The sequence below is a fragment of the Enterobacter sp. DN genome (assembly GCF_046054285.1).
Classification (GTDB): Bacteria; Pseudomonadota; Gammaproteobacteria; order Enterobacterales; family Enterobacteriaceae; genus Enterobacter; species Enterobacter hormaechei_C.
The window spans coordinates 409103-424323 of record NZ_JBJJTG010000003.1; the positions used below are offsets into that span (position 1 = coordinate 409103).

The following is a 15221-nucleotide window of genomic DNA, read 5'->3' on the forward strand; positions in this document are numbered from 1 at the left end:
GGCAATTAATTAACTAAGTGTGCAAGGGATCACGAAAAAATGCAGCGATATGAAATTTTCATTATTGCAGCGTGAGAAATAGGTTTTTTTAATGGTCTCTTATTTTCAATAAAACAGATTGACTTCTTTTCTTTTTACTCTCTAAAAATAAATGAACGTTACCTCTATCGCGTTTCACCCGTGAAACTTATTTTTTATTTATCTTTATTAAACAAAGAGTTTCACAGGCGAACCATTTTAGCTCCGTGACAATCACATTGATGAAAAATATAAGTTACAAAAAACGTAAGGCGGACATGATGACGGCAAGATGGCAAGGCACGATTGCGCTTTTATTACTCATTATTATTTCCTACGTCGATCGGGTAAATATCTCGGTAATGATTTTAAACCCGGAATTTGCCGAACATTTTCAGTTAAATGAAAACAGAATGTTACAGGGCCTGCTCATGACCTGCTTTCTTCTGGGTTATGGGTTTTCCGCTTTATTATTAACGCCAGTTATTGAAAGCAAACTTCATTATCGGCAAGGATTATTAAGCAGCATTGCGATTTGGGCCGCGGTCTGCGCGGCTTCACCTTTGCTCGGCTCGCTGACGGGAATGCTCATCGCCCGCGTGATTCTGGGGATCGCGGAGGGACCGCTTTTTTCACTGAAAACGCGCTTTATCAGCGATAACTTTAGCGCGCAAGAGATCGGCAAACCCAACGCCGTGACCGCGCTGGGCGTCTCGCTCGGGCTGGCCGTGGGCTTTCCGCTGGTGACCTGGCTGATGTCGCATCTGGGCTGGGCCGGGTCGTTTTACGCGCTGGCGGTGATGAATCTGGTGTTGGGCGGCGGGCTCATCTGGCGTTTTCTGCCCGCGCCACACAGCCCGGTGAAGATGAAAAAACCGGGGTTTGTTCACACCTTCACGCTGGCCTGGCAGACGCCGCTGCTGGGCTGGATCCTGCTGGTTGAAATCGCCACGCTGAGCTATCTGTGGGGCAGCAGCGCGTGGCTGCCCGCATGGCTGCGTGACGAGCACCACTTCTCGCTGCACGCGACGGGCATGCTTGCGGCGGTCCCCTTCCTGCTGAGCCTGGGGTCAAAGTTTCTGGGCGGCGTGCTGCTCGACAAAATGCGGCCGGAACAGGCGCCGGTACTGTTTGTGGTGGGCGGTACGTTGACGGCACTCTCCGTGATCGCACTGATGCTCAGCCATCAACCCGCATGGCTGGCGCTCTTTATGCTGTCTGCCAACGTGTTCTGGGGGCTTCAGGGAGCGGCTATTCCGGCGGTGATCCAGCATCACGCAGCGCGGGAAGCGGTGGGCAGCGCTTACGGCATTATCAATGGGATCGGCAATATCTGCGCGGCGTTTATTCCGCTGCTGATGGGGATGGTGATGAGATCGGTGGGGTCGGTCAGTTCAGGCTTTTCGGTGCTGGTCGTCTCGCAGGTTGTCACCCTGCTTGCCGGGGGAATGTTGCTGCTGCGCATGCGGCGCGCAGCAGCAATCAGCGCGTAAGGCTTATTCGCCTTTTTTCGCCGCCTGGATGTAGAGCATTTCCAGCGCCAGGGTCGCCGCGGCCAGCGCGGTGATCTCGGACTGGTCATAGGCCGGAGCCACTTCCACCACGTCCATCCCGACGATGTTCAGATCCTTCAGGCCGCGCACCAGCTTGATGGCGCGGTCTGATGACAGGCCGCCGATCACCGGCGTACCGGTACCCGGTGCGAATGCCGGATCCAGGCAGTCGATGTCGAAGGTCAGATAGACAGGCATGTCGCCGACGATCTGCTTAACCTGAGCCAGAATATCGTCCACGCCGCGATCGTTCACCTGGCCCGCGTCGAGTACGGTGAAGCCGTTGTCTTTGTCGAACTCGGTGCGGATGCCGATCTGCACGGAGTGGTTTGGATCGATCAGGCCTTCTTTCGGCGCGGTATAGAACATGGTGCCGTGGTCGAATTCACAGCCGTTCGCGTAGGTGTCGGTGTGCGCATCGAAGTGCACCAGCGCCATTTTGCCGAAGTGCTTCGCGTGGGCGCGCAGCAGCGGCAGGGTCACGAAGTGGTCACCGCCAAAGGAGAGCATGCGTTTACCGGCCGCCAGCAGCTTCTCAGCGTGCGCCTGCAATTTTTCGCTCATTTCACGCGCGTCACCGAAGGCGTACACCAGATCGCCGCAGTCCACCACGTTCAGGCGCTCGCGCATGTCGAAGTTCCACGGGAAGCGGTTGTGCTCCCAGGCCAGGTTAGTGGAAACCTGACGGATCGCCGCCGGGCCATGACGCCCACCCGCACGACCGGACGTTGCCATGTCGAACGGTACGCCGGTGATCACCCAGTCCGCATCGCTGTCGTACGGCTGGAAGTTCATCGGAAGGCGTAAAAAACCAAACGCGTTAGATACCAGAGAGTTATCGTACTGATGACCTAAAGTGCTCATGTCCTGACCTCTTATAAAGTCGATACATTAAAAACAGATGAAAAAAAATCCCCTCCGCGTCGTTAAACCCGACGAGGAAGGGATTGATTCGTAAATCGCATATTGGGGCGAATTATCGCCGTTAATTCATACGGGTTCAAGTGAGTATAGCATTCTGCCGGATGGCGGCTTCGCCTTCTCCGGCCTACATTCGTAGGCCCGGTAAGCGCAGCGCCACCGGGCATCGGCGGCACAGCGGCCTGATGCCCTCTCCCACAGGGAGAGGGAGGTTTTCTTACTCGTCTTCCAGATACGTATACCCGTACAGACCCGCTTCAAACTCTTCCAGGAACTGCTGCTGCAAGGCATCGTCCAGACCGGTGTTTTTCACCTGATCGCGGAACTGGGTGAGCAGTTTTTTCGGATCCAGCTGAACGTATTCGAGCATGTCCGCCACGGTGTCCCCTTCGTCGGACAGCTCAACCTCCACGCTGCCGTCAGGGAAGACAAACACGTCAACCGCTTCGGTATCACCGAACAGGTTATGCATGTTGCCGAGGATCTCCTGATACGCCCCCACCATAAAGAAGCCCAGCATTGGCGGGTTCTCCGGATCGTACTCCGGCATTGGCATCGTCGTTGCGATACCGTCGCCATCGACGTAGTGGTCAATTGCGCCATCGGAGTCACAGGTGATGTCCAGCAGCACGGCGCGGCGTTCCGGGGCGTGGTTCAGCCCTTCCAGCGGCAGAACCGGGAACAGCTGGTCGATACCCCAGGCATCCGGCATCGACTGGAACAGGGAGAAGTTGACGTACATTTTGTCCGCCATACGCTCCTGCAACTCGTCGATAATCGGACGGTGCGCGCGGTTGCTCGGGTCGAGCTGTTTCTGCACTTCGTGGCACATATTCAGATAGAGCTGCTCGGCCCACGCGCGCTCTTGCAGGCTGAAGGTGCCTGACGAGTAGCCGACGTGAATATCGTGCAGGTCCATCTGGCTGTCGTGCAGCCATTCGCGCAGGGAACGACGCGTGCCCGGCTCGTGCATCTCCTGCCAGGTTTCCCACATGCTTTGCAGGGAACGTGGGGCATCGTCTGCCGGAGGCGTGGCTTCGGTGATTTCGCTACGCTCAACGCCAATGATGTTAGAGACCAGTACCGTATGGTGCGCGGTGACCGCGCGGCCGGATTCGGTGATCACCGTCGGGTGCGGCAGGCCGTGCTCTTCGCAGGCATCGCCAATCGCCCAGATGATGTTGTTGGCATATTCGTTCAGGCCATAGTTTACCGAGCAGTCAGACTGCGAGCGGGTCCCTTCGTAGTCCACGCCCAGGCCGCCGCCCACGTCAAAGCACTGAATATTCACGCCGAGCTTATGCAGCTCAACGTAGAAACGCGCGGATTCACGCACACCAGTGGCGATGTCGCGAATATTGGCCATCTGCGAGCCGAGGTGGAAGTGCAGCAGCTGAATGCTGTCCAGACGACCGCGCTCGCGCAGAATTTCCACCAGCTGAAGCACCTGGTTCGCCGCGAGGCCGAACTTGGATTTTTCACCGCCGGAAGACTGCCATTTACCGGAACCCTGCGACGCCAGTCGCGCACGCACGCCAAGGCGTGGGATCACGTTCAGACGCTCGGCCTCTTCCAGCACGATCGCGATTTCGGTCATCTTCTCGATCACCAGATAGACCTTGTGGCCCATCTTCTCGCCAATCAGCGCCAGACGAATGTATTCGCGGTCTTTATAGCCGTTACAGACGATCACCGACCGGGTCATGCCCGCATGCGCCAGAACCGCCATCAGCTCCGCTTTAGAGCCTGCTTCCAGGCCCAGCGGCTCGCCGGAGTGGATCAGGGACTCAATCACGCGACGGTGCTGGTTAACCTTGATCGGGTAAACGAGGAAATAGTCGCCGTTATAACCATACGATTCCCGCGCGCGTTTGAACGCGGCGTTAATAGAACGCAGGCGATGTTGCAGGATCTGCGGGAAGCAGAACAGTGCAGGCAAGCGCTGACCCTGCGCTTCACGGGTTTTCACCAGTTTAGCGAGATCCACGCGCGCTTCCGGGACGTCCGGATCCGGGCAGACACTGATGTGGCCCAGCTCGTTAACGTCGTAGTAGTTATTGCCCCACCAGGCAATATTGTAAGTGCGCAGCATCTTGCTGGCTTCCTGGGAGCTCATCGCAACCTCCTGCATAGAACGTAGTACACCCTGTTCGCCTGCTGACGAAGGCGAAAGCGAAGACATGTCGTCAGACATAGCGAACCTCAACTCTTTGTATTAAGTGTAAAACAGTTGACTACTATCGCAGCGTTATACGGCGATAACAACCCATTAACGGCTCCATTTCCCAGCAGAGTATGCTGAAATCCAGACCGTGCGACCGGTTTCTTATTCATATCATTGTAAAACACGTATCCGAACTCTGTATGACAAGGTTCGGCGAAACCACGAGAAAACTCCTGTATTAACAAGAGCGCCCTTGTTCAGTTTTCACAAAGCGTGACCGGCTCTGGAATCCTGAGAAGCACCGAGATGGGTATAACATCGGCAGGTGTTTAGACCAGAAGTGCGGGTGGGAATCAAATGCGCGCCAGAACGGCTGCGCTGAATGAGCGGAAAACGATGGTTCATTATCTGGTATCACCTCCACGGCCGCCTCTGCTGAAACGGACCACAAGCCAAAGCTAAAAGTTCACTGCTTAACCCGGCTGGAAGTGGCGACACGATGTGTTCATCGAGCGCTTATTTTATATGAGCCGCGCGCCGCGTTTTATACCGAGAAGGTCGCTAAAAAGCAAAACAAAAATGCGCAGGTTGCCAGCGTCGTCAGGAAAAATTTCCAGCCGTGTTTTCAACGCAGTGAGAGGTGAGTCAAAAAAAACTGGAAATCGGGTGAAGAAGTGACCTAAAATAGACGTCCAGATGTTAATCCATCCATACCGATTAACACTCAGACTGCCAGTGTCAAAATCCTGTAGGCCTTGGTAGAATTATCTCCTATGGCTATTCCACACAGCAGCTTGAGCTAACCAAATTCCTCTTAGGTGAAATAAAACATGGCAAAACACCTGTTTACGTCCGAGTCCGTATCAGAAGGACATCCTGATAAAATTGCTGACCAAATCTCCGATGCGGTGCTGGATGCGATCCTCGCGCAGGATCCAAAGGCGCGCGTAGCGTGTGAAACCTATGTCAAAACCGGCATGGTTCTGGTTGGCGGTGAGATCACCACCAGCGCATGGGTTGATATCGAAGAGATCACCCGTAACACGGTGCGTGAGATTGGCTATGTACATTCTGATATGGGCTTTGATGCCAACTCCTGCGCCGTACTGAGCGCGATTGGCAAACAGTCTCCGGACATCAACCAGGGCGTTGACCGTGCCGATCCGCTGGAACAGGGCGCGGGCGACCAGGGCCTGATGTTCGGCTACGCAACCAACGAAACCGACGTGCTGATGCCAGCGCCGGTGACCTACGCCCACCGTCTGGTGCAGCGTCAGGCTGAAGTACGTAAAAACGGCACCCTGCCGTGGCTGCGTCCGGATGCGAAAAGCCAGGTGACCTTCCAGTATGACGACGGGAAAATCGTCGGTATTGATGCCGTGGTTCTTTCCACGCAGCATGCTGAAGAGATTGACCAGAAATCCCTGCAAGAAGCGGTGATGGAAGAGATCATCAAGCCGGTTCTGCCAACTGAATGGCTGAGCTCTGCGACCAAATTCTTCATCAACCCAACCGGACGCTTTGTTATCGGCGGCCCAATGGGTGACTGCGGTCTGACCGGTCGTAAAATCATCGTAGATACCTACGGCGGCATGGCACGTCACGGCGGCGGCGCATTCTCCGGTAAAGATCCATCTAAAGTTGACCGTTCTGCGGCGTACGCTGCACGTTATGTGGCGAAAAACATCGTTGCTGCCGGTCTGGCTGACCGCTGTGAGATCCAGGTTTCCTACGCTATCGGCGTGGCTGAGCCAACCTCCATCATGGTGGAAACCTTCGGTACTGAAAAAGTGCCTTCTGAACAGCTGACCCTGCTGGTGCGTGAGTTCTTCGACCTGCGTCCATACGGTCTGATTCAGATGCTGGATCTGCTGCACCCAATCTACCAGGAAACCGCAGCGTACGGTCACTTTGGCCGCGAACATTTCCCATGGGAAAAAACCGACAAAGCCGCCCTGCTGCGTGATGCTGCCGGTCTGAAATAATCGACTGCCAGTAGCTTAAACAGGCCAGCCTTTGTGCTGGCCTTTTTTATGTCGGGTGGCGGCTATGCCTTACCCGACCTACGGGTAGTGAGTTTTTGTAGGCCGGGTAAGGCGCAGCCACCACCCGGCAATGTTTGGAACCGTTTACACCTCACTCTCTATACCCCGCTTTCAGAATATTCTCTTTGCATGATCGCATTTCTTCTGCTGTTACATTCCCTTTCAGTTAAGTCTGAAATTTGTGCAAACGCGATGCACATCAATTAATTTACCTCTATATTTTCAAAGCTTTAATTATTTTTACGGTTACAAGCCAGTGTAACCGATTACACCGTTGTGATTTGACTCACATATTTTTATGAGCCGCTCACCTACTCTTAATATCGTAAAAACTGATAACCCAACTGGAGGGCATAATGCCTGACAATAATAAACAGGGGCGTACGTCCAATAAGGCAATGACGTTCTTCGTCTGCTTCCTCGCCGCTCTGGCAGGATTACTCTTTGGCCTGGATATTGGCGTAATTGCCGGTGCATTACCTTTCATCACCGATGAGTTCCAGATTAGCGCACACACTCAGGAATGGGTGGTTAGCTCCATGATGTTCGGTGCCGCCGTCGGCGCGGTCGGCAGCGGCTGGCTCTCCTTTAAGCTCGGGCGTAAAAAGAGCCTGATGATCGGCGCGATCCTGTTCGTTGCCGGCTCACTGTTCTCTGCCGCTGCACCTAACGTTGAAGTGCTGATCATCTCCCGCGTGCTGCTCGGTCTGGCAGTGGGCGTGGCGTCTTATACTGCCCCGCTGTACCTGTCTGAAATCGCTCCGGAAAAAATCCGCGGCAGCATGATTTCCATGTATCAGCTGATGATCACCATCGGTATTCTGGGGGCTTATCTCTCGGATACCGCATTCAGCTACAGCGGCGCATGGCGCTGGATGCTGGGCGTAATCATCATTCCAGCCATCCTGCTGCTGATTGGCGTCTTCTTCCTGCCGGACAGTCCGCGCTGGTTCGCCGCCAAACGCCGCTTCCATGATGCCGAACGCGTGCTCTTACGCCTGCGTGATACCAGCGCCGAAGCCAAAAACGAGCTGGAAGAGATCCGCGAAAGCCTGAAGGTCAAACAGTCCGGCTGGGCGCTGTTCAAAGAGAACAGCAACTTCCGCCGCGCGGTGTTCCTCGGTGTGCTGTTACAGATCATGCAACAGTTCACCGGGATGAACGTCATCATGTATTACGCGCCGAAAATCTTCGAACTGGCGGGCTACACCAACACCACCGAACAGATGTGGGGCACCGTGATCGTCGGCCTGACCAACGTGCTGGCGACCTTTATCGCTATCGGTCTGGTGGACCGCTGGGGACGTAAGCCAACCCTGACGCTGGGCTTCCTGGTGATGGCCGTCGGGATGGGCGTGCTGGGTACCATGATGCACATGGGCATTCATTCCCCAACGGCACAGTACTTCGCCGTGGCGATGCTGCTGATGTTTATCATTGGGTTTGCGATGAGCGCCGGTCCGCTGATTTGGGTGCTGTGCTCTGAGATCCAGCCGCTGAAAGGGCGTGATTTTGGTATCACCTGTTCTACCGCAACCAACTGGATTGCCAACATGATCGTCGGCGCAACGTTCCTGACCATGCTCAATACCCTGGGTAACGCCAATACCTTCTGGGTCTACGCCGGTCTGAACCTGTTCTTTATCGTTCTCACTATCTGGCTGGTTCCTGAAACCAAACATGTTTCACTGGAACACATTGAACGTAACCTGATGAAAGGTCGTCCTCTGCGCGAAATCGGCGCACACGACTGATCCTCCTGCGGGAGGCGCCTCTTGCGCCTCCCCGCTTCCCGCTTTATGCTCTGCCCCTATGAAAGCTCCCCGTCTCCCCATCGCCATTCAGCAAGCCGTCATGCGCAGCCTGCGGGAAAAACTCGCCCAGGCCAACCTGAAGCTCGGCCGCAATTATCCTGAACCGAAGCTGGTCTATCAGCAGCGTGGCACCGCGGCAGGCACAGCCTGGCTGGAGTCGTATGAGATCCGCCTGAATCCGGTGCTGATGATGGAAAACCAGCAGGCGTTTATCGACGAAGTGGTGCCGCACGAGCTGGCCCACCTTCTGGTGTGGAAGCACTTTGGCCGCGTCGCACCGCACGGCAAAGAGTGGAAATGGATGATGGAGGCGGTGCTCGGGGTTCCGGCCCGCCGCACCCATCAGTTCGAGCTGGAATCGGTACGCCGCAATACCTTCCCCTACCGCTGCCAGTGTCAGCAGCACCAGCTTACCGTCCGCCGCCATAACCGCGTGGTGCGCGGCGAAGCGACCTATCGCTGCGTTAAATGCGGCGAACCGCTGGTTGCGGAATAATCACTCGAACTTTCAGGAACTTTCCTGATCTGACTGATTGCATACGGGAACAACATTCGTTACGTTGCGGGCTCGTTTTGACACGGAGTGTAAGATGTCCCGTAATGTTTCTCTCGCGGTCGCTTTTCTGGCGACAGCGCTATCCGGCCATGCTCTGGCCGACGGTATTCACAGTTTCTCTCAGGCAAAAACCGCAGGCGTAAAGATTAACGCCGACGTACCGGGTGATTTCTACTGCGGCTGTAAAATTAACTGGCAGGGTAAGAAAGGGGTCGTGGATCTGGGATCCTGCGGCTATAAGGTGCGCAAGAACGAGAACCGCGCCAGCCGAATCGAATGGGAACACGTTGTTCCGGCCTGGCAGTTTGGCCACCAGCGCCAGTGCTGGCAGGACGGTGGACGTAAAAATTGCGCAAAAGATCCGGTCTACCGCCAGATGGAAAGCGATATGCACAACCTGCAACCCGCCGTGGGTGAGGTCAATGGCGACCGCGGAAACTTCATGTACAGCCAGTGGAACGGTGGCGAAGGCCAGTACGGTCAGTGCGCCATGAAGGTCGATTTCAAAGAGAAAGTCGCCGAACCGCCTGCCCGCGCACGCGGCAGCATCGCCCGCACTTACTTCTATATGCGCGACCGCTACGATCTCAATCTTTCCCGCCAGCAGACGCAGCTCTTCAATGCCTGGGACAAGCTCTACCCGGTGACGGACTGGGAATGCCAGCGCGACGAACGTATCGCCAAAGTCCAGGGGAATCACAACCCTTACGTCCAGCGGGCTTGCCAGGCGCAAAAGAGCTAACCTACACTACGGCAATTCGCTTATATCGCATGACACATGGAATTTCTGACTATGCGCATCCCTCGCATCTATCACCCTGAACTGATTACCCCAGGCGGCGAAATCGCCCTGTCTGATGATGCCGCAAACCATGTAGGCCGCGTGCTGCGCATGGGTGCAGGCCAGGCGATTCAGCTCTTTGACGGCTCTAATCAGGTTTTCGACGCTGAAATTACGCGCGCCGATAAAAAAAGCGTGCACGTGAAGGTGCTGCGTGGCGAGGTGGATGACCGGGAATCCCCGCTGCACATTCACCTGGGCCAGGTGATGTCGCGTGGGGAAAAGATGGAGTTCACCATTCAGAAATCCATTGAACTGGGTGTAAGCCTCATTACGCCACTTTTTTCTGAGCGCTGCGGCGTTAAACTGGATGCGGAACGTCTGAACAAAAAGATCCAGCAGTGGCAAAAAATTGCCATTGCGGCCTGCGAACAGAGCGGCCGCAACCGTATCCCGGAGATCCGCCCGGCGATGGATCTGGAGGACTGGTGTGCAGAAGAGGAGAGCGGGCTTAAGCTCAATCTTCATCCGCGCGCCAGCGCCAGCATCAATACGCTGCCGCTGCCCGTTGAGCGTGTACGCCTGCTGATTGGCCCGGAAGGCGGCCTGTCGGCTGACGAAATTGCCATGACGGCGCGTTACCAGTTTACTGATATTCTGTTGGGACCTCGCGTTCTGCGCACTGAGACAACGGCACTCACCGCCATTACCGCGCTACAGGTGCGATTTGGCGATCTGGGTTGAAGCAAAGCCTGACCCATAACCGGAGAAGAAGATGATTAAGCTCGGCATCGTGATGGACCCCATCGCAAACATTAACATCAAGAAAGACTCCAGCTTCGCTATGCTGCTGGAAGCGCAGCGTCGCGGCTATGAACTCCACTATATGGAGATGAACGATCTTTACCTGATCAACGGTGAAGCCCGCGCACGCACCCGCATCGTTAACGTCGAGCAGAACTACGAAAAATGGTACGAATTCGGCACCGAACAGGATATTGCCCTGGCCGACCTTAACGTGATCCTGATGCGTAAAGATCCGCCGTTCGACACCGAATACATTTACGCCACCTATATCCTTGAGCGTGCCGAAGAGAAAGGAACGCTGATCGTCAACAAGCCGCAGAGCCTGCGCGACTGCAACGAGAAGCTCTATACCGCATGGTTCTCTGACCTGACGCCGGAAACGCTCGTCACCCGCAGCAAAACGCAGCTGAAAGAATTCTGGCAGAAGCACGGCGACATCATCATGAAGCCGCTGGACGGCATGGGTGGCGCGTCGATCTTCCGCGTGAAAGAGGGCGATCCGAACATTGGCGTGATTGCCGAAACGCTGACCGAGCTGGGAACCCGCTACTGCATGGCGCAGAACTATCTGCCAGCCATTAAAGACGGCGACAAGCGTGTGCTGGTCGTAGACGGCGAGCCGGTGCCTTACTGCCTGGCGCGTATCCCGCAGGGAGGGGAAACCCGTGGCAACCTGGCGGCTGGCGGCCGTGGCGAACCGCGTCCGTTAAGCGAAAGCGACTGGGAAATTGCCCGCCGCGTCGGCCCTACGCTGAAAGCCAAAGGCCTGATCTTCGTCGGCCTCGATATCATCGGCGATCGCCTGACCGAAGTGAACGTCACCAGCCCGACCTGCATTCGTGAAATCGAAGCGGAATTCCCGATCTCGATCACCGGAATGCTGATGGACGCTATCGAAAAACGTTTACAGAAATAACCTGTGACAGCGCCTGTGTTTATCCCCATACTGGGCGCTGTCGCTTTTTAAACCAGGAAACAGTACCTCTGACAATGAATTTACAGCATCACTTTCTTATTGCCATGCCTGCTCTCCAGGATCCGATTTTCCGCCGCTCCGTGGTCTATATTTGCGAATACAACGAAGACGGCGCGATGGGGATTATCATCAATAAGCCGCTGGAAAACCTCCAGGTGGAAGGCATTCTGGACAAGCTGAAAATCCCTGCTGAAGCGCGGCTGCCGGAAATCCGTCTCGATAAACCGGTGATGCTCGGCGGCCCGCTTGCAGAAGATCGTGGTTTTATCCTGCATACCCCGCCGGTTTTCTCGTCCAGCATTCGTATCTCCGATAACACCGTCGTCACCACCTCTCGCGATGTGCTTGAAACGCTAGGCACTGCCAGTCAGCCTTCTGAGGTGCTGGTTGCGCTCGGCTACGCCTCCTGGGAAAAAGGGCAGCTGGAACAAGAAATTCTGGACAACGCCTGGCTGACAGCCCCTGCGGATATGAATATCCTGTTTAAAACCCCTATCGCCGATCGCTGGCGTGACGCGGCAAAACTGATTGGCATTGATATTCTGACCATGCCTGGCGTTGCGGGGCACGCGTAATGAGCGGCACCCTTCTCGCCTTCGACTTCGGCACCAAAAGCATCGGCGTCGCTGTGGGTCAACGAATCACCGGCACCGCTCGCCCGCTCACGGCGCTGAAAGCTAACGACGGCACGCCGGACTGGAACCTTATTGAGCGCTTGCTCAAAGAGTGGCAGCCGGACGACGTGATTGTCGGCCTGCCGCTAAACATGGACGGCACCGAGCAACCGCTTACCGCCCGCGCGCGCAAGTTCGCGAACAAAATCCATGGCCGCTTTGGCGTCTCCGTTAAGCTGCACGATGAACGTTTGAGCACCGTCGAGGCACGCGCTGGCCTGTTCGAGCACGGTGGCTTCCGGGCGCTGAACAAAGGCAGCGTGGATTCAGCTTCAGCCGTCATTATCCTCGAAAGCTATTTCGAACAGGGTTACTGAGCGCCGGGGCTACAGCCGCCCCTGCGCCCGTCGCTCCGCCAGACTCTGCTCAAAGTTCTGCATTCCCGCCTGCTGCCCCGTTTGAATAATGCCCGGCAGTTGCCAGGTTTTGCCTTCGCGGATCAGGTTTGCCGCCGCCGAGGTATTCACCAGTAGCTCATACAGCGCCACGCGCCCGCCCTGGACATCCTGACGTAGCTTCTGCGCCAGGACCGCACGCAGGCTTCCCGCCAGCTGATTACGCACCGGATCTTTCTCCTGCGCTGGAAAGGTGTCGACCAGGCGCTCGATCGCCTGCGCCGCGCCGCGCCGCGCGTATGCAGCGTGGCTAACACCAGATGGCCGGTTTCCGCCGCCGTCAGCGCCAGGCGTATCGTCTCGCTGTCGCGCAGCTCACCAAGCAGAATCACATCCGGATCTTCACGCAGCGCGCTGCGCAGCGCCTCGGCAAAGGACGGGCTGTGCTGGCCTATCTCCCGCTGCTGGATCAGGCAACGTTCGCTCTGGTACATAAACTCCACCGGATCTTCCAGGGTCAGAATATGCCCGTCCGTCTGGTGATTGAGGAAATCGACCATAGCGGCCAGGGTGGTCGATTTCCCACTGCCGGTGGCGCCGGTGACCAGAATCAGGCCATTGTCATTGGACAGTAGTTCCGGGATCGCTCGCGGCACACCTAGCGCAGAGAGCTGCGGGCACGTCAGCGGCAACAGCCGCAGCGCAATCGAAACGCCGAGCATATGCTTAAACGCACTGCCGCGCAGCCGCTGACGGTCTGCGAGGGTAACGGCAAAATCCACTTGCCCGTTTGCCCACCATGCGCCCTGCTGTTCGTCGTTGAGCCACGCTTTTAATAACGCCTCCACATCCGGGGGCGGAAACGGCGCAGGTTCAAGACGGCCTGACCTGCGCCAGCGCGGTGGCGAATCACTGCACAGGTGTAGATCGGAGACGTTATGCTTTACACTAAGGGCCACAATTTCTTCCACATCCATAGACTACTCCTCGGAAAATGAACGACATTGCGCATAACCTGGCACAGGTCCGGGACAAAATCTCAGCCGCGGCAACGCGTTGCGGCCGTGCTCCAGAAGAAATTACGTTGCTTGCAGTCAGCAAAACCAAGCCTGCGAGCGCCATCGCAGAAGCGATAGCCGCCGGTCATCGTGCCTTTGGTGAAAACTATGTGCAGGAAGGCGTGGATAAAATTCGCGCTTTCCGGGAACGGGGAAATACAGACCTGCAATGGCACTTTATCGGTCCGCTACAGTCGAACAAAAGCCGTCTGGTAGCAGAGCACTTTGACTGGTGCCACACCATCGATCGTCTGCGCATCGCTACCCGTCTGAGCGACCAGCGCCCTATGGAGATGCCAGCGCTTAACGTGCTGATTCAAATCAACATCAGCGATGAAAACAGCAAGTCTGGCATTACGCTGGGCGAACTGGAGGCGCTGGCGGCAGACGTGGCGGCGCTGCCGCGCTTAACCCTGCGCGGGCTGATGGCTATCCCGGCGCCAGAGTCAAGTTATGAAAGGCAGTTTGCCGTGGCACAGCAAATGGCTGTAGCATTTGAGGCGCTTAAGGCGCGCTATAACACGGTAGACACGCTTTCTCTGGGCATGTCGGACGATATGGAAGCCGCCATCGCGGCAGGCAGCACCATGGTGCGCATCGGCACGGCAATTTTCGGTGCGCGCGATTACCCCCAATAATAAGGAAACCTGAGGAACGCCATGAAGACGTTGACTTTCCTGCTTTCAACGGTCATTGAACTGTATACGATGGCGCTGCTGTTGCGCGTCTGGATGCAGTGGGCCCGTTGTGATTTTTACAATCCATTCTCACAATTTATCGTGAAAATCACGCAGCCCGTTGTGGGGCCGCTTCGCCGCGTCATTCCGGCAATGGGGCCAATTGACAGTTCATCTCTGCTGATGGCGTTTATTCTGAGCGTTATCAAAGCGATCGTGCTGTTTATGGTCATCACTTTCCAGCCGATTATCTGGATTTCAGCCGTTCTGATCCTGGTTAAAACCGTCGGCTCGCTGATCTTCTGGGTCCTGCTGGTGATGGCGATCATGAGCTGGGTAAGCCGGGGCCGTAGCCCGGTGGAGTACGCGTTGATTCAGCTGACTGAACCGTTGCTGCGTCCGATTCGTAGCCTGCTGCCTGCAATGGGCGGAATCGACTTCTCCCCGATGCTTCTCGTTCTGCTGCTGTACGTGCTGAATATGGGTATCGCGGAACTGTTACAGGCGACGGGTAATATGCTGCTGCCGGGGCTGTGGATGGCGTTATGAGTGCAGTTAGCCCCTGCGCCGACGGGCTGGTTTTGCGGCTGTACATTCAGCCGAAAGCCAGCCGCGACAGTATTGTTGGGCTGCATGGCGACGAGCTAAAAGTCGCCATCACTGCCCCGCCGGTTGACGGCCAGGCGAATGCGCATCTGACCAAATATCTGGCTAAACAGTTTCGCGTCGCTAAAAGCCAGGTCATCATTGAGAAAGGTGAACTTGGCCGGCATAAAAAGGTAAAAATCCTTAACCCGCAATCTATCCCGACGGAAGTCGCGGCTCTGAAAGAACAGGACTAA

The 15221-nt window shown here is 56.0% G+C and carries 15 protein-coding genes and 1 pseudogene; 12 read left to right on the plus strand and 4 right to left on the minus strand.

Annotation, left to right across the window (positions count from 1 at the left end; all coding sequences use genetic code 11):
* The first annotated feature begins 299 nt into the window (after positions 1 to 299).
* Positions 300 to 1511, plus strand: a complete 1212-nt coding sequence (locus tag ACJTMZ_RS10400; RefSeq protein ID WP_026094259.1) for an MFS transporter — start codon at positions 300 to 302, stop codon at positions 1509 to 1511.
* 3 nt (positions 1512 to 1514) lie between these two features.
* Here ACJTMZ_RS10400 and speB read toward each other — a convergent pair whose 3' ends face one another.
* The 3 genes from speB to yqgB form a co-directional block, all read right to left on the minus strand.
* Positions 1515 to 2435 carry an agmatinase gene (speB, locus tag ACJTMZ_RS10405; RefSeq protein ID WP_017692694.1) on the minus strand — a complete coding sequence of 307 codons (921 nt, stop codon included), beginning with the start codon at positions 2433 to 2435 and terminating at the stop codon, positions 1515 to 1517.
* Between the two features lie 274 nt (positions 2436 to 2709).
* Positions 2710 to 4686 (minus strand): biosynthetic arginine decarboxylase, encoded by a 1977-nt coding sequence (gene speA, locus ACJTMZ_RS10410; RefSeq protein ID WP_017382922.1) that lies wholly within the window; start codon positions 4684 to 4686, stop codon positions 2710 to 2712.
* Between the two features lie 8 nt (positions 4687 to 4694).
* Positions 4695 to 4826 (minus strand): acid stress response protein YqgB, encoded by a 132-nt coding sequence (gene yqgB, locus ACJTMZ_RS10415; RefSeq protein WP_057979949.1) that lies wholly within the window; start codon positions 4824 to 4826, stop codon positions 4695 to 4697.
* Positions 4827 to 5486: 660 nt separating this feature from the next.
* Between yqgB and metK the strand changes: the two genes are divergently transcribed.
* The 8 genes from metK to ruvX all read left to right on the plus strand — a co-directional run bounded on the left by metK (position 5487) and on the right by ruvX (position 12626).
* Complete coding sequence (gene metK, locus ACJTMZ_RS10420; protein ID WP_003860037.1) at positions 5487 to 6641, plus strand: methionine adenosyltransferase; 1155 nt, start codon at positions 5487 to 5489, stop codon at positions 6639 to 6641.
* Positions 6642 to 7057: 416 nt separating this feature from the next.
* Positions 7058 to 8455 (plus strand): galactose/proton symporter, encoded by a 1398-nt coding sequence (galP, locus tag ACJTMZ_RS10425; RefSeq protein WP_015571832.1) that lies wholly within the window; start codon positions 7058 to 7060, stop codon positions 8453 to 8455.
* Between the two features lie 58 nt (positions 8456 to 8513).
* A complete protein-coding gene (locus ACJTMZ_RS10430; RefSeq protein ID WP_015571833.1) occupies positions 8514 to 9011 on the plus strand; it encodes a SprT family zinc-dependent metalloprotease in 498 nt (165 codons plus the stop codon).
* A gap of 94 nt (positions 9012 to 9105) precedes the next feature.
* On the plus strand, positions 9106 to 9813 hold the full coding sequence (gene endA, locus ACJTMZ_RS10435) for a deoxyribonuclease I (RefSeq protein ID WP_003860034.1): 708 nt from the start codon (positions 9106 to 9108) through the stop codon (positions 9811 to 9813).
* A gap of 51 nt (positions 9814 to 9864) precedes the next feature.
* Complete coding sequence (rsmE, locus tag ACJTMZ_RS10440) at positions 9865 to 10596, plus strand: 16S rRNA (uracil(1498)-N(3))-methyltransferase (protein ID WP_017692692.1); 732 nt, start codon at positions 9865 to 9867, stop codon at positions 10594 to 10596.
* A gap of 31 nt (positions 10597 to 10627) precedes the next feature.
* A complete protein-coding gene (gene gshB / locus ACJTMZ_RS10445; protein WP_015571835.1) occupies positions 10628 to 11575 on the plus strand; it encodes a glutathione synthase in 948 nt (315 codons plus the stop codon).
* A gap of 74 nt (positions 11576 to 11649) precedes the next feature.
* Positions 11650 to 12210 (plus strand): YqgE/AlgH family protein, encoded by a 561-nt coding sequence (locus tag ACJTMZ_RS10450; protein WP_006811924.1) that lies wholly within the window; start codon positions 11650 to 11652, stop codon positions 12208 to 12210.
* On the plus strand, positions 12210 to 12626 hold the full coding sequence (gene ruvX / locus ACJTMZ_RS10455; protein ID WP_006811925.1) for a Holliday junction resolvase RuvX: 417 nt from the start codon (positions 12210 to 12212) through the stop codon (positions 12624 to 12626). The genes ACJTMZ_RS10450 and ruvX overlap by 1 nt, the downstream gene beginning before the upstream one ends.
* Positions 12627 to 12635: 9 nt before the next feature.
* Here the strand turns inward: ruvX and ACJTMZ_RS10460 are convergent.
* Positions 12636 to 13621, minus strand: a pseudogene (locus tag ACJTMZ_RS10460) (type IV pilus twitching motility protein PilT).
* A 17-nt stretch (positions 13622 to 13638) separates the two neighbouring features.
* Here ACJTMZ_RS10460 and ACJTMZ_RS10465 point away from each other — a divergent pair.
* Genes ACJTMZ_RS10465 through yggU form a run of 3 tightly spaced genes read left to right on the plus strand, consistent with a single transcriptional unit; the run spans position 13639 to position 15221 of the window.
* A complete protein-coding gene (locus ACJTMZ_RS10465) occupies positions 13639 to 14340 on the plus strand; it encodes a YggS family pyridoxal phosphate-dependent enzyme (RefSeq protein ID WP_045347340.1) in 702 nt (233 codons plus the stop codon).
* 21 nt (positions 14341 to 14361) lie between these two features.
* Positions 14362 to 14928: a YggT family protein gene (locus tag ACJTMZ_RS10470; protein WP_015571838.1), complete on the plus strand. Its 567-nt coding sequence runs from the start codon at positions 14362 to 14364 to the stop codon at positions 14926 to 14928.
* Positions 14925 to 15221 (plus strand): DUF167 family protein YggU, encoded by a 297-nt coding sequence (gene yggU, locus ACJTMZ_RS10475; protein WP_252011003.1) that lies wholly within the window; start codon positions 14925 to 14927, stop codon positions 15219 to 15221. Before ACJTMZ_RS10470 ends, yggU begins: the two co-directional genes overlap by 4 nt.

Excerpts from the sequence above, each read along its gene's own strand:
- ACJTMZ_RS10400 (WP_026094259.1), top strand. The coding sequence starts at position 300 with ATGACGGCAAGATGGCAAGGCACGATTGCGCTTTTATTACTCATTATT.
- speB (WP_017692694.1), bottom strand. The coding sequence starts at position 2,435 with ATGAGCACTTTAGGTCATCAGTACGATAACTCTCTGGTATCTAACGCG.
- speA (WP_017382922.1), bottom strand. The coding sequence starts at position 4,686 with ATGTCTGACGACATGTCTTCGCTTTCGCCTTCGTCAGCAGGCGAACAG.
- yqgB (WP_057979949.1), bottom strand. The coding sequence starts at position 4,826 with ATGAATAAGAAACCGGTCGCACGGTCTGGATTTCAGCATACTCTGCTG.
- metK (WP_003860037.1), top strand. The coding sequence starts at position 5,487 with ATGGCAAAACACCTGTTTACGTCCGAGTCCGTATCAGAAGGACATCCT.
- galP (WP_015571832.1), top strand. The coding sequence starts at position 7,058 with ATGCCTGACAATAATAAACAGGGGCGTACGTCCAATAAGGCAATGACG.
- ACJTMZ_RS10430 (WP_015571833.1), top strand. The coding sequence starts at position 8,514 with ATGAAAGCTCCCCGTCTCCCCATCGCCATTCAGCAAGCCGTCATGCGC.
- endA (WP_003860034.1), top strand. The coding sequence starts at position 9,106 with ATGTCCCGTAATGTTTCTCTCGCGGTCGCTTTTCTGGCGACAGCGCTA.
- rsmE (WP_017692692.1), top strand. The coding sequence starts at position 9,865 with ATGCGCATCCCTCGCATCTATCACCCTGAACTGATTACCCCAGGCGGC.
- gshB (WP_015571835.1), top strand. The coding sequence starts at position 10,628 with ATGATTAAGCTCGGCATCGTGATGGACCCCATCGCAAACATTAACATC.
- ACJTMZ_RS10450 (WP_006811924.1), top strand. The coding sequence starts at position 11,650 with ATGAATTTACAGCATCACTTTCTTATTGCCATGCCTGCTCTCCAGGAT.
- ruvX (WP_006811925.1), top strand. The coding sequence starts at position 12,210 with ATGAGCGGCACCCTTCTCGCCTTCGACTTCGGCACCAAAAGCATCGGC.
- ACJTMZ_RS10465 (WP_045347340.1), top strand. The coding sequence starts at position 13,639 with ATGAACGACATTGCGCATAACCTGGCACAGGTCCGGGACAAAATCTCA.
- ACJTMZ_RS10470 (WP_015571838.1), top strand. The coding sequence starts at position 14,362 with ATGAAGACGTTGACTTTCCTGCTTTCAACGGTCATTGAACTGTATACG.
- yggU (WP_252011003.1), top strand. The coding sequence starts at position 14,925 with ATGAGTGCAGTTAGCCCCTGCGCCGACGGGCTGGTTTTGCGGCTGTAC.